This window comes from Caproicibacterium argilliputei (genome assembly GCF_029211325.2).
GTDB classification, from domain to species: Bacteria; Bacillota; Clostridia; order Oscillospirales; family Acutalibacteraceae; genus Caproicibacterium; species Caproicibacterium argilliputei.
In genome coordinates this window covers 505970-519807 of the sequence record NZ_CP135996.1, presented here as the reverse complement: position 1 = coordinate 519807, position 13838 = coordinate 505970, and the positions used below count along the sequence as shown (strand labels likewise).

Annotated in this window: 11 protein-coding genes, 2 tRNA genes and 1 other RNA gene; 4 read left to right on the top strand and 10 right to left on the bottom strand. The window is 54.7% G+C overall.

Annotation, left to right across the window (positions count from 1 at the left end; all coding sequences use genetic code 11):
* Positions 1–41: 41 nt before the first annotated feature.
* Together PXC00_RS02450 and PXC00_RS02445 are read right to left on the bottom strand one after the other, a co-directional pair.
* Positions 42–1220 carry an NAD(P)-dependent malic enzyme gene (locus PXC00_RS02450; protein ID WP_275845732.1) on the bottom strand — a complete coding sequence of 393 codons (1179 nt, stop codon included), beginning with the start codon at positions 1218–1220 and terminating at the stop codon, positions 42–44.
* Between the two features lie 717 nt (positions 1221–1937).
* Positions 1938–2156 carry a hypothetical protein gene (locus PXC00_RS02445; RefSeq protein ID WP_316935055.1) on the bottom strand — a complete coding sequence of 73 codons (219 nt, stop codon included), beginning with the start codon at positions 2154–2156 and terminating at the stop codon, positions 1938–1940.
* A gap of 302 nt (positions 2157–2458) precedes the next feature.
* Between PXC00_RS02445 and PXC00_RS02440 the strand changes: the two genes are divergently transcribed.
* The 3 genes from PXC00_RS02440 (at position 2459) to PXC00_RS02430 (ending at position 3990) form a co-directional block, all read left to right on the top strand.
* Positions 2459–2767: a DUF1292 domain-containing protein gene (locus PXC00_RS02440; RefSeq protein WP_275845734.1), complete on the top strand. Its 309-nt coding sequence runs from the start codon at positions 2459–2461 to the stop codon at positions 2765–2767.
* 6 nt (positions 2768–2773) lie between these two features.
* A non-coding RNA gene (gene ssrS, locus PXC00_RS02435) (6S RNA) lies at positions 2774–2970 on the top strand.
* Between the two features lie 135 nt (positions 2971–3105).
* On the top strand, positions 3106–3990 hold the full coding sequence (locus PXC00_RS02430) for a DegV family protein (RefSeq protein WP_275845735.1): 885 nt from the start codon (positions 3106–3108) through the stop codon (positions 3988–3990).
* 67 nt (positions 3991–4057) lie between these two features.
* On the opposite strand, the gene PXC00_RS02425 is transcribed toward PXC00_RS02430, so the two are convergent.
* Together PXC00_RS02425 and PXC00_RS02420 are read right to left on the bottom strand one after the other, a co-directional pair.
* The gene (locus PXC00_RS02425) at positions 4058–5290 is read right to left on the bottom strand and encodes a peptidoglycan-binding protein (protein WP_275845736.1); all 1233 of its coding nucleotides are present in this window, start codon (positions 5288–5290) and stop codon (positions 4058–4060) included.
* A gap of 60 nt (positions 5291–5350) precedes the next feature.
* Positions 5351–6592 (bottom strand): ATP-binding protein, encoded by a 1242-nt coding sequence (locus PXC00_RS02420; protein ID WP_275845737.1) that lies wholly within the window; start codon positions 6590–6592, stop codon positions 5351–5353.
* 273 nt (positions 6593–6865) lie between these two features.
* Here PXC00_RS02420 and PXC00_RS02415 point away from each other — a divergent pair.
* A tRNA-Ser gene (locus PXC00_RS02415) sits at positions 6866–6954 on the top strand.
* 152 nt (positions 6955–7106) lie between these two features.
* Here the strand turns inward: PXC00_RS02415 and PXC00_RS02410 are convergent.
* The 6 genes from PXC00_RS02410 to rhaB all read right to left on the bottom strand — a co-directional run bounded on the left by PXC00_RS02410 (position 7107) and on the right by rhaB (position 13808).
* Positions 7107–7183 (bottom strand) — tRNA-Met (locus PXC00_RS02410).
* Between the two features lie 105 nt (positions 7184–7288).
* On the bottom strand, positions 7289–8950 hold the full coding sequence (locus PXC00_RS02405; RefSeq protein WP_275845739.1) for a putative manganese-dependent inorganic diphosphatase: 1662 nt from the start codon (positions 8948–8950) through the stop codon (positions 7289–7291).
* 116 nt (positions 8951–9066) lie between these two features.
* On the bottom strand, positions 9067–10026 hold the full coding sequence (locus PXC00_RS02400; protein WP_275845740.1) for an L-rhamnose/proton symporter RhaT: 960 nt from the start codon (positions 10024–10026) through the stop codon (positions 9067–9069).
* 171 nt (positions 10027–10197) lie between these two features.
* Positions 10198–11022, bottom strand: coding sequence for a rhamnulose-1-phosphate aldolase (gene rhaD, locus PXC00_RS02395; RefSeq protein ID WP_275845741.1), 825 nt, complete (start codon positions 11020–11022; stop codon positions 10198–10200).
* A gap of 34 nt (positions 11023–11056) precedes the next feature.
* Positions 11057–12304 (bottom strand): L-rhamnose isomerase, encoded by a 1248-nt coding sequence (locus PXC00_RS02390; RefSeq protein WP_275845742.1) that lies wholly within the window; start codon positions 12302–12304, stop codon positions 11057–11059.
* A 28-nt stretch (positions 12305–12332) separates the two neighbouring features.
* A complete protein-coding gene (rhaB, locus tag PXC00_RS02385) occupies positions 12333–13808 on the bottom strand; it encodes a rhamnulokinase (RefSeq protein WP_275845743.1) in 1476 nt (491 codons plus the stop codon).
* Positions 13809–13838: the final 30 nt, after the last annotated feature.

Genomic DNA, 13838 nt, shown 5'->3' with positions numbered 1-13838 from the left:
CCGCTCTCCGAAAAGGAGGCGGCATTGTTTGTTTTGTCCGTTTATGCTTGGGGCGCTGCGGCGCCGCTTCTGACGGCTGCCTCTGCCACTGCCTTTGCCACAGCGGGCACAATCCGGCTGTCAAATGCTTTTGGCAGGATACAGTCCGCCGCAAGCTCTTTGTCTGTAATAATACCGGCAATCGCATACGAAGCCGCTGTTTTCATCTCGTCATTGATGTCGGAAGCACGCACATCCAGCGCGCCGCGGAAGATGCCCGGAAATGCCAGTACGTTGTTGATCTGATTTGGGAAGTCAGAACGGCCCGTTCCCACCACGGCAGCACCTGCTTTGAGGGCTTCCTCCGGCATGATTTCCGGCACCGGATTCGCCATGGGAAACACAATCGGTGACTCTGCCATGCTCTGAATCATTTCGGGCTTCAGCACACCGGGTGCGGAAACGCCGATAAACACATCCGCGCCGGAAAGCGCATCCGCAAGGCTGCCCTGCCGGTGCTCCGGATTGGTAAGGCGGCTCATTTGCTCATGCGCGGGATTCAGCCCTGCCATCCCCTCGCAAATGATACCAAAGCGGTCGCACAGAATCACATTACGCACACCGAGGCGCATTACATGCTTCGCAATGGCGATGCCCGCGCTGCCCGCACCGTTAATCACGCAGCGGACGCTTCCCATTTTTTTACCGACCACTTTCAGCGCATTCATCAGCGCTGCGCCAACGATAATCGCGGTTCCGTGCTGGTCATCGTGAAACACGGGAATGTCGCACAGTTCCTTTAAGCGGCGTTCCACTTCGAAGCAGCGCGGCGCGGAAATGTCCTCCAGGTTAATACCGCCGAACGAACCGGAAAGCAGGTAAATCGTGCGCACCAGTTCATCCACATCCTTTGTTTTTAAGCAAAGCGGCACGGCGTCAATATTCGCAAATTCCTTAAACAGCACACACTTGCCTTCCATAACCGGCATACCGGCCTCCGGGCCAATGTCCCCCAAACCAAGGATGGCTGTACCGTCTGTAATCACGGCAACGGTGTTCCACCGGCGTGTCAGTTTGTAACTTAAAGAGGGGTCTTTCTGAATTGCAAGGCACGGCTGCGCCACGCCGGGAGTATAGGCGATAGAAAGGTCGTGGCTGTCGCGGATTTTCACGCGAGACTTGACTTCCAGTTTTCCCGCCCACTCCGCGTGCATTTTCATGGCTTCTTCTTTCACGTCCATAAACATCCTCCTTGTAGTAAAACAGCAAAATATACAATTTGTATTATTTGCGGAATTTCCTACTGTTACAGTATCACAAACCTGCGCCGGTTGCAATGCTGAATACCTGCGTCGCCCTCTTTCGCACATAAAAAAGCGGCCCCGGCACGCCACGTCTGGCTGCACCGGAACCGCTTCGGCTATGAAAACGTGCTTTGCACGATTTTACGTTGGACTACTGCATGGGACTTCTCCTTCTGCACAAATGCATATTTGCTTTTCAGGTGTTTTCGACTGCTGCATTGGTGGCATCCCATTTGCAAACGCCCTCTTGAAAGGGCAGCCTTTGAGCAAGGCAAGTAAACTTTGGGGCGGCCAATTCCAGATCACCCTGCGAGCTGACTTAATCCAGTCTTATCCGTAACGAATATCCATCCTTTCGGGAATATTGCGGACTGCTTCTCCTGTATTTGGGAATCAAATCCTTTCCGTTACCTTGTCTGATTTTCTGCAAACAGATTTCATGCGGAAGAACGCCTTGTCTGTCAGTACATATACCGGCAGAAACTTTGCTTTCTGAGCCGCAGAACCCGTTCTATTTCCTGTGCATGGGACTCAAACTCCTCCGCCTGACGTCTCGTTTTTCATCTGCCTGCCGCTCCGGGGAAAGCCCCGCAGCGGGTAGAGCACACACACAAAACCCAACGCCTGTAATCCGCTTGCCGGACGGGGCAGCGCTTACTTTGCCGCGCAGGCTTTCACCGATGCCCGCCCCGGTTCCTTGGGGAACCACTCCGTTGTTTTATTACGCAGCGCAGCCGCATGAACTGCACTGCTGTAAACTGCCGATTGGATCTTCGCCCATGGGACTCGCTCCTTTCTTCCTGCCTGTGGCAGGTTTTTTGTTGGTTGTTCTGAAACAGTGAGCCGCTCGCGCTCCGCCTTTGCACCACCCACACTGAAAGTTCCTTTTTGGGAACCCCCTTGCGGCTGTGCCGGAATCTGTTTGCCAACTCCCTGTTTCTGCTTATAGTATACCCGCATTGATATGCAATGTCAATACTTTTTTTGCTATTTTATATTTTTTTTTATAAAATTCAGCAAGTCCCCCGAAAATTGATTCTTGACTTCTCCACACCAGCTGTGTACAATAGATATACATCAGCGATGTGCCGGTGCAGGCTCTGGCAGCACGCGCTTTTTTACCGCACGCAGAAAAATATGCCGGTCATTTTCCGGCCGTTTGGAGGAACTCTATAATGAGCGACGAATTTGGAACGGATTTGCTCACTCTGGTGGACGAGGAAGGCAAAGAGCATGAGTTTGAGGTTCTCGATGTGATTGACAACGACAAGGGAACCTTCTACGCGCTGCTGCCGACTTTTGACGATGCACAAGAAAAAATCGAAGACGAAGGCACCTATTTCATCTTCCAGAGTATCGATGAAAACGGCGAGCAGGAGCTGGCAGAGGTCGAGGACGAAAGCCTTCTGGATGCACTGGCTGCGCAGTTTGAAGCACACTTTGAAGAACTTTATACGGACGAGGGCGAAGCGTTCGGCGAATAAATAATCCGCTTCCTGCCTGGTACGCGGACCTGTGCTAAGAATAACCCTACAATTTTAAATTGGGAGCCCGACTCCGGCGGCGGAATGCAGACCTCCCGGCTGTTTTGACAGCCGGACGATGGGAGTATGAGTCCGCTGGGAGGACACCCACCTGTCTTTCGTAGGCAGGTTATTTCTGCACTTTACGGCCAGGCGGGCATTTATGAATGTTTGTGCCGCCGCGGACCCCCTGTCGGGGATTCGCGGCGGCCTTTTTGTGCTGTGGACTTTTTTCGTCCGCTGTGGTATGATATTGAAGAATTGTCCGACTGTATGCCGCAAAGGAGGCCGTCCATTTTATGGACCGATCATATCAAATCATCACCGACGCAACCTGCGACCTGCCTGCCGATTTGGTGGAAAAATTTCATTTGGCTGTCATCCCCATGCCTTTCATGATGGATGGAAAAGAATATCACAATTATCCGGACAACCACGAATTCCCCGCGCCGGATTTTTTTAACGCGCTGCGCAGCGGAAAGTGGGTCACCACCTCCCAGATTACAGAAGCGGAGTTTGAAGAAATGTTCCGCCCTTATCTGGAAGCGGGGCAGGATATCCTTTACATCGGTTTTTCCAGCGGACTTTCCGGCACTTGGGCCCGTGCCTGCGAGGCCATGGAAGCACTGCGCACGCAGTACCCGCAGCGCTGTATCGAGGGGGTAGACAGTCTGACCGCCACACTGGGCGAGGGACTTCTGGTGTATCTGGCCTGCTGCAAGCAGCAGGAGGAAAGCTACACGCTGCACGAGCTCAAAGCATGGCTGGAGTTGTACCGCTTCTGCATTTCCGGCTGGTTCATGGTCGATGACCTGAACCACCTCAAACGCGGTGGGCGTGTCGGCAGCGCAGCCGCGCTGGTTGGAACCATGCTCGGCATCAAGCCGATTCTACAGATTGACCGTGAGGGGCATCTGGTCGTACGCGAAAAAGTGCGCGGACGTAAACAGGCCATGAGCAATCTCTTAGACAAAATGGAAAGCCGTCTGACACAGGACACCACTCTGCAGACTGTTTTTATTGTACACGGTGACTGCCCGGCAGACGCAAAATACTTGGAAAAAGAAGTGAAGTCCCGCTGCAGACCACAGAAAATTTTTATTAATCAGTTGGGTCCTGTCATTGGGGCACACACAGGGGCAAATGCCCTGTCAATTTTCTACGTTGCAAAGAATCGGGAATGAGATATACACAAAAAAGCGAACCCCCTCGCGGTATCGGTTAACCGCAGTGGGTTCGCTTTTGTCCATTCTATTCGTCTCCGTTCGGATTGTCCGTAATCGCGCTGCTGTCTTGGCGCGGGACTGCATCCTTCGAGAAAATCTTTGTTAAAGTTTTGGAGTCTGCCACACCGGTGGTATCCAATCCGTTATACAGTTGGAAATCCTTCACGCACTGCACCGTACCATCCCCGTACAGACCAGTTGCGTTGACAAACAGATAGCCCAGTTCTTTCAGGCGGTCCTGCATGGCTTTCACGTAATCATTCTGGTCATTTTTTTTCAGCGTAGTTCCTGCTGGAATTGTGCTGTTCGGAATCACCGCACTGCTTGTGGAGGAACTTTCGGAAGCCGCAGAGGTTGTCTTCAGCAGCTGCGGGTAGGCGGTGCCGGCCATGAATGTCACGGCGTTGAGCATCCCCTCCCCCTGCGTTTTCATCAGAAGCGGGTCCATCTCATAAATCTTCTGACTTTTGACTGCCGAGAGGTCTTGATAGTCCGCCGACTTCAGCAGGGTGTCTTTGACACCCTTGGCACAGAAGATCAGCTTGGGGTCTGCTGTTTTCAGTGCGGACAGTTCGATTTTTCCTCCGGTGCTGCTTTCCGCCACATTGGTGATGCCCGCAGCGGGCAGCAGTGTTCCGGCAAAGGTGTCGCCGGTCGCGGCGCCCCCCTGCGCATCATACAGATAAACACCCGTTGTCACCGTCTTGGATTTGGGAACCAACCGCGTGATTTCGTCCATGGTCAGCAGCGCGCTTTGCGCTGCCTTTTTGCCGTGGTCCGCACCGGTCACTTTCCCTCTCAGTGCAGTGCCCACCGCGGTGTAAAGTGTCGCCAAATCTGCCCGGCTGGCAGCGGCGGGAATGGTGACTGCCTGCACACCGGCGCTGTCCAGTGCCTGCTGCTGGACTTCCGTTGGTTTCTGGTCTGTCAGCACCAGCGACGCGCCTTGGCTCTTGATTTGCTGTGCGTCGTCCAGCGTGACATCCGCCAGTGTGGAAAGCGCGCTTTGTGTGCAGGCTTTGCTTTTGCCTTTTAGCTGTGCCTCATAACCCAGCGAAAGCACCACGTCTGCAAGATTCGGGGAAACAACCGCCACGCCGGCAGGCTGCCCGCTGATTTTCACGCCATTCACCTGCGCGGGCCAGTCTTCCGGATTTGCGGTACTGGTGACGGAATCACCGGTTCCTAAGCCGCACCCCGAAAAAGACAGCACCGTGAGAACGGCGCACAAAAGTGCAGCCGTCAGTTTTTTCAGCATAATGATGGATTACTCCTTCCTAAGCAAAAACCTTTTCTCCGGTCGAAATGCCGGAGAAGCTCACACCTCGTCCAAGGACTGCCCCAGACGAACCTTAGCCTGCGCATCACGGATATACTGCTGCGCCACGCGTGGGGAACGGCCGCCGTGCACGGTTGCCCAACGCTCCGCGCCGATTTCCAGCTGCGGCAGGTACGCATCCAGTTGGCGCTGATGTGCCAGCTGTGCAATAATATCCAGAAAATGCGCCTTGTCCGGATTCATAAAATTCACCGCCAGACCAAAGCGATCTGAAAGCGAAAGCGACTCCTGCACTGTATCGTTGCGGTGCACATCATCGCCCTCACGGTCTGAAAAGCTCTCCCGCAGCAAGTGGCGGCGGTTGGATGTCGCGTAAATCAAGGCATTGGCAGGCTTTGCCGCCAAGCCGCCCTGTAACACCGACTTCAGCGCCGCATACGTGCCGTCCTGCTGCGAAAACGAAAGGTCATCGATGAAAATAATGAAATGCATCGGAATGGAGGCAATCTGGTCTACCAAATACGGAAAGTCCATCAGATACTCCTTGGGCATTTCAATCACGCGCAGCCCCTGCGCATCGTATTCGTTGAGAAGTGCCTTCACCGTAGAGGACTTTCCTGTACCACGGTCGCCGTACAGCAGACAGTTGTTGGCAGGCAAGTCATGCAGAAACGCCACCGTATTGTTTTCCACCAGACCACGCTGCACGTCGTATCCTTTCAGATCCGCCATTTTCTGCGGGTCTGGGTGCGCCACCGGCAGAATTTTCTTTTCGCGCCAGATAAACGCACGGTACCGGGCATACATTCCGCAGCCGTTTTTCCGATAGTATGCGGTCATACGCGCCAAATACGCGTTGGGGGCGCCTTCCAATATTGAAATTGGCTTTCCGCAGTTCCAGCGGGGCAGCTCCGGCAAGTTTTCATAGCCACAGTTGTCGAGCAGGTCATCCGGCGTCATGCGCGCCAGTTTCAGAATAATCTGCAGGTCGCGCTGCACCGCCTGCATCATGGAGGGCGCAAAGTTCGTTTCGCCTGCCGCAGCGGCCAGCGAAAAGCCGTTTTCGTCATATAGTGCCGTACCGGTCAGATGTTCCGCGAAACTCTCGCTGCATTCGCGCTCGCAGAGGGCGGCGAAAAAGTCGCCCCACGCACGCAAAAAAGTTTCCCGGTCTTTCGCCCACAGCAGCCGGTACAGTGCCTTTGGCACCGTACGCTGCAAAATGCCCCTGTAAATCGAAAGGGACGCCATTTCTTCCGCTGCCTGCCGCATTTGATTCATGCCCAATCCCTCATTCCCTGTGGTATGGATACTGTTATTGTACATAAATCGGCGGAAATCGTCAAGCGTTTGGTAAAATCCCCCGCTTCAGCCACGGCAAAAGCAGAATTACAGAAGGGCACGTTGGCATTTCGTTTTCCTATACCAAAAATAATTTTGCAGCAGCTTCCTGAAATTTGCCTTTGCCGGCGTTTTAAAACAAGCCCTTGACATTTGTCTGCTTTTTCTATAAAATAGTACTGTTCTGTGCATGGTACAGGCAATCGAAAATTTGGAAGCGTATCGAAGTGGTCATAACGGGCCTGACTCGAAATCAGGTAGCCCGCAAGGGCTCGTGGGTTCGAATCCCACCGCTTCCGCCAGTCGGGTTAACCCGACAATTTTTCGCGCACCCACAATGTGGGTGCGCTTTTCGTTTTCTCATACTGCAGAAAACAGTGACACGGACTTTTGACAGTAAAAAAATGCATCGGCTGAACAGCAGAAATACTGTTAAGCCGATGCACTTACAATTTGGTTGCGGGAGCAGGATTTGAACCTACGACCTTCGGGTTATGAGCCCGACGAGCTACCGGACTGCTCCATCCCGCGATATCTTTGCTCCTCAAAAGGTGCTCATATATAATAGCACGCGGAGCAAAAAAAGTCAACTGTTTTTTTAAAATTTTTCTTCTGCGGCAAAAAGGGCTTCTGTCGTCACTTGATACGCTCCTGCACAGCGGCCATCAGCGGCGGAATCAACTGCTTCTTGCGGCTCATCACGCCGGGCAGCACCGCCGTCTGCCCCTCCGGCTGGACGTGAAACGCGCTGGCAACAATTTCACCTGCGTCCGTTCCGGCAAACATTAAGTCGGTAAATTCGTTCGGCACATCAGTAAACATATAGAAAATCAGCGGCAGCCCCTGCTGCACGGAAACTCTCTGCAGGTACGGGCCAATAAGCTTTTTTGCCGCAGCACGGGACTTTTCTGTCATATAGATACTCTGTCCCACGCCAAAACGAACCTCTCCACTGCTGAAAATCTTAAAGTCAGAAAGGAAAACTTCCTCCGGTGTCTTGCCGGTCAGGTCGCCGCCCGCCTCAAACATCTGCTGCGCATAGGCGGGAATGTCCACCTGCGCGGTTTTGGAAAGCGCGGCAGCCGCCGCTTCATCTGCCGGCGTGCAGGTTGGGCTGCGGAACATCAGCGTATCGGACAGAATCGCGGAAAGCAGCAGCCCGGCAATTCTCTTAGGGATTTCCACCTGATTCTCCAAGAACATCTGATACACAATGGTGCAGGTGCAGCCCATCGGCACATTGCGAAAGTAAATTGGATTCACGGTTTCCACCGCGTTGAGCCGATGGTGGTCGATAATCTCCAAAATCTCCGCTTCGTCCAGCCCATCCACCGCCTGCGTCTTTTCGTTGTGATCCACCAGAATGACACGCTTCCGGTGCACATTGAGCAGGTTGCGGCGGCTGATGACACCGCAGTACAGTCCCTCCTCATCCAGAATCGGAAAGTAGCGCAGCCGCACGCTTGCCATCACCTTTTGCGCTTCCTCAACGGGTGTGTTCAGGTTAAACTTCAGGATATGCTCTGTTTTCATATAATGCCGAATGGGTGCCGCCTGGCTTAGCAGCTTTGCAACGTCATACAGCAGATACGGTGTCGTAATGACGCGGCAGCCCTTTTCCTGCGCCCGTGTCAAAATGGTCTGCGGCACGGTAACCCCGCCGCAGATGATAATGCACCCGGCGCCGCACTCCACCGCGTAAAGCTGGCTTTCAATGCGGTTGGACAGAATCACAATGTCGCCGGCGTGCACATACGCTTCCATTGCATCTGAAGATGCCGCGCCGATGTAAATCCGACCCTTGTCAATCACACCGCTGTCACTGCCGGTCAGCAGTTTGCCGTTCAGTGCGGAAAGCACATTTCGATAAGGTGTGCGCGCTTTCGCCAGCACCGCTGTGTCCAGCAAATCCATGTTGGCTGTTGCAATATCTTTAATGGTAATCACGCCGAGCAGTTCCTTCTGCTCGCTGGTTACACAGAGCGTGTCAATTTCCACACTGCGCATCAGTTCCCACGCCGCCTTTAGGGACATATCGCCATCCACACCCGGCTGACGGCGGATATCAATATCCTTAACCTGTGGGCGAACATCGGTGCACAGCCGCGGCGGCTGCGCGCCGAAATACTGCAGAACAAACTCCGTTTCGCGGTTCAGCTGCCCTGCGCGGCGCGCTTCGCAGTTGCCGCCAAGCTGATTTTTCAGGTATGTGTAGGCAATCGCCGAGCAGACAGAGTCGGTATCCGGGTGCCGGTGTCCAATGACATTGACCTTGCGCTGCATATCTATATGGGGCATACAAAGCCCTCCTTTTCACGAGATTCGCGCGAAACCGCTTCGCCGCAGTTCTGCGTTTCTTTACTATACAGAATAGCAAACCTGCGCGCGCGGCGCAACCCTTCCGCAAAATTCCATTAAACATTTAAAATCAGCAGCCAGGACGCCAAAATAATCAAGTCACCGCCGAACAAAACCTTTTTGGCTTTGCCGCAGCCCTGCCATTCGCCGGTTTTTAACCCCCACAGGTTGCTGATAATCAGTGCAAGCGCATTGAAAATCAGCCAGCAGACGCTGCTGCCGGAGCTGCCAATCATTTTCGCAGAAACGCCGTACAGCGCCAGTGCTGCCAGCCAAACCACAGAAGTCAGGAACAGAATCCCCGTGCGGCGGGCCGCCCCCTTCACCCGAAACGTATGCCACGTTTTCCGGCGAAAAATCATAACCGTGCAGCACACCATAGAAGCTGCCATACCGCCCACCAGCACCGGCAGCCACTGCACCGCCGCCGCAGCTGTCGGATTTGTCGCGTGCGCACCGAGCGGCGCCGCTTTGTCAAACCCGACATTCATAATGCCGGAGCACAGGCCGGAAAGAACCGCCAGACCAATGCCCGCCTTGGCATTTGCGGTTTTCTGCGCCTGTTCTTTCATCAGTCCGGCTTTGGTAATAACGCCGATGCCTGCCAGCGTTACCGCCAGACCACCCAGCAGAAAACCGACCGAAGCAGCAGACGGCTGTTTGCCGGAAAAGAAAAACGGAATCACCGAGCCGACCGCAGCGGAGGTACCCATATTGATACCGAAGCACAACGACATCCCAATCAACAGCACCGACTTGGAAAACGCAATGGTCGAAAGCCCCCAGACCACGCCGCAAAGAACCGGCAGCCAAAGGTCAGAAAAGCCTGCCTGCGCCAGAATGACGCCAAAGTCCGGCTGTGCAAATGCCGCCCACAGAACCGAAACCACAATACAGCAAAGGGAATACACCCACCAGAAGGCTTCCCAGGAAAACGGAGAATATTTTTTATACCCCAATCCGAAACTTCCCTGACAGATTCCCGATACCAAAAGTAATGCATACGCCGCACCCATTTTATAACCCCATTCCTCTCATTCCCGTCTGCCCAGTGGGCAGCAACTTTTATTATACACGCTTCACGCGGGACAGAAAAGGGGATTTTTTTCGCCTTTTCGTAATTTTAAGCGTAAAAAAACTGTGCCTGCACAGAATGGAACGCTGCAGACACAGTTTTTACCGAGCTTTTAATCTAAGAACGCTTCGTTCAGCGTTACGCCGAAGTCCCGTGCAATGGCACGCAGGTCATCGTCCGTAATGGTCTGACGGATTTTTCCCTGCCCGCCGGCCAAGACCTTCCAATAAATTTCCGCACTCTTCTCAATTGTGTGTGCCAGCCCGAATGCCGTATCAAAATCCGGCCCGGAAACAAACAGACCGTGCTGTGCCCAGACAGCAGCGTCATAGGTTTCCATTTTCTTGCTGGTTGCCAACGCAATTTCGCGCCCGCCAGGAACCATCCACGGCACCACACCCACGCCTGCCGGGAAAACCACCGGACACTCAGTCGCGCTTTGCCACAAAGCACGGGTAAAGTCACGGTCGGTCAGCGGCAAAAGATACGTCAGCGCAATCACATTGGTTGCGTGGCAGTGATAAATCACGCGGTTGGTTCCGCCGGAAGCGGTTTTGCGGACACTGTGGTTCAGAAAATGCGTTGGGAATTCGCTGGTCGGCTTCGCGCCGTTTTCCAATCCCCAGACAATACGGTAGCCGTTGCCGGCCGCGTTAATCTCCACAATACCGATATTTTCCGCCGGACTTAAAACAACATTGCGCAAGTACTTGCCGCTGCCGGTGGTCACAAAGAATTCGCCTGCCAGGTTCTTCGCCTGCACATCCATCTCCACCCACTCGCGCGGAGCGCCGAAAAACGGTCGGGCAGCCTCTGCTTCTTTAGCAGTCATGCGGTAAGTCAAGTTGCCGCCGTTGCGTTCGTGCCACCCCTGCAGCCAGCCGTCGTTGCACATCCGAATATATCCCTGCATAAATTTTAAATCTGTCATTTCCATCTTTTTATTCCCTCGATTTTGAAAAATTCGTTGGTTACCCACGCTTACTCTGGACTTCGTCTTCGTACCGCTGAACCTCGGCAAACCAGCTTTCATCCGCCGGCACGCCTTCGCGGCGGCAGTACTCTGCCCACACGTCTGAGAAAGGCATAATTTTGGCCTGCTCCATCAGCATCATTTTTTTGGTAAACGCCCCGGTGTCCTGCAGGCGCTTAAGTTCCTCGTCCGGCTGCAGAAGGGCATTGAGCAGCGCTTGCTCAAAGGCGCGCGTGCCGATGACCCACGCAGCCACACGGTTGATGGACGCATCAAAGAAGTCAAGCCCCACCAGCACTTTATCCAGCGCGCCGCAGCGGACAATCTCCTTGCAGATTTCACGGATTTCATCTGTGTAATTCACCACATGGTCGCTGTCCCAGTTCACTGGCCGGGTAACGTGCAGCGGCACTTTGTCAAAGAAGCAAAGCAGCGCCGGAATCTTGTCGCTGATGTACTCGGACGGGTGAAAGTGCCCGGCATCCAGCAGATTGTACACCCCGGGATGACGCGCCGCGTAGCTCATATAAAATTCATTGGAACCGGTGGTGTACGACTCCACGCCGATGGCGAAAAATTTGCTTTCCACAGAGTCGATGACGTGCGGGCACGGCTCTGCAAAAATTTCATCCAGCGCAGCCTTCAGCCGCATACGCGGCCCCAAGCGGTCGGCGGGCACGTCCTTAAAGCCGTCCGGAATCCAGACGTTGTTCAGCACCTGGTCGTTCAGTTCCGCACCCATGCGCTCCGCAATCCGGCGGCAGGCAATGCAGTGCGCAATCCAGAACCGGCGGACGGTTTCGTCCGGGCTGGAAAGTGTCAGCCCCTCCTTGACCATCGGATGGCTGAAAATGGTGGGGTTAAAGTCAATGCCGAAACCGTGTTCTTTAGCAAACGCGACCCACGGCGCAAAGTGGTCATAGGTGATTTGATCGCGGTCAACCCACGGGTGTGCTTCGGTAAAGACCGCGTAGCAGGCGTGCAGGTTGATACGTTTTTTGCCCGGAATCAGCCGGACCGCCTGCAGAAAATCCGCCTTGAGTTCCTCAAAATTCCGCGCGCGGCCGGGGTAGTTGCCGGTGGTCTGAATCCCGTTTCCCGCACCGCCGTCCTTGTTGTCAAATCCAACAACATCATCACCCTGCCAGCAGTGGATGCTGACCGCCTTGTCGGCGCACGCCGCCAGCGCCGCCTCCGTGTCGACTCCCAGTGCGGCATAGCGTTCTTTTGCTTCCTGATAGCTCATAACCTGGCTCCTTTCATTCCGTTCCTTCTTATGATTTGGACTGCTCTGCAAACGGTGCCGGAGCAAAACGCTGTATGGGGAAGCTTTCGGCAATCGCCGTGCGTGCTTCCACCAGCGAGGGGTACTCCCCTGCCGCAATCATCTGTACCAGCAGGTTCCCCAGTGCGGTTCCCTCCACCGGCCCTGCAAGCACCGGCAGACCGGACGCGTCTGCAGTCAGCTGATTTAGATATCCGTCCTTGCAGCCGCCCCCGACCACGTGAATCGTGCGATAGGTTTTTCCGGTCAGCTGCTCCAGTTGCCGGATGCTCTGCGCGTAGCAGCGGGCAAGGCTGCGGTAAACGCAGCGCATCAGGTCGCCCACCTGCTCCGGCACCGGCTGCCCGCCGGTGCGGCAGACTTCCCGAACCGCCTCGCACATACTCTGTGGGGCAAGAAAGCGCTCGTCATCCACATCCACCAAGCCGGAAAACGTGGAAGCCTGCGCCGCGGCAAGCAGGTCGTCAAAGCTCCATTTTTTCTCTGCCGCGCGGGTCTGTACGCCGCTGCCCTCCACATAGGAAACGCCGTTAAGCTCCCGGCGAATGGACTGAATCATCCACAGACCCATGATGTTTTTGAGGTAACGGAAGCGGTACCACGCGCCGCCTTCATTGGTAAAGTTCGCCGCGCGGGACGCTTCGTCGGTAATCGGCCGGGTGTTTTCCACCCCCAATAGGCTCCAGGTACCGGAAGAAAGGAACACCGAGCAGTCGTCCTGTGCCGGAACTGCCAGAAACGCGGAGCCGGTGTCGTGCGTCGCAGGCAGCACCACGGTACAGTCGAAGCCCACTTCCTGCTGAACCGCTTCGGTCAGGGAGCCGAGCCGCGTACCCGGCATGGCAAGCGGCCCGAAAATCCGCACGGGCAGCCGGTACGCCGCCAGCAGGTCACGGTCCCAGGTCTTGGTGCGCGCATTGACCAGATTGGTGCTAGTCGCATTGGTGTACTCATTCTGCAGGATTCCGGTTAAGCGCGCATGAAAATATTCCGGCAGCATGGCAAAATGCACAGCCTGCTCCAGCTGCTCCGGATGCTCCTTTTTCTGTGCCAGCAGTTGATAAAGCGTGTTGAACGGTTGCTTCTGAATGCCGGTTCTGCTGTAAAGCTGTTCGGCAGGTACCAGTGCTTCCGCCGCGCGGTCCACCCCAGCAGTGCGCTTATCGCGGTAAGCCACCGCGTCCCCCAGAATCTGGTTGTCGCAGTCCAGCAGAACATAATCCACTGCCCAGGTGTCAATGCCCATGGTCGCGGGCACCTTTCCCAGCTTTTTGCACGCCTGCATTCCCGCCAGAATGTGCTGCCAGAGTGCCGTCAGGTTCCAGCAGTCGTGACCGTTTCTGCGAATCTGCGTATTGTCAAAGCGGTAAACCTCCTCCAACACCATTTTGCCGTTTTCCACATGACCCAGAATGTGCCGGCCGCTGGAGGCGCCGATGTCCACCGCCAAATAATAGGTTTGCATACCCTGCTCCTTTTTGCTAAAATGACATTG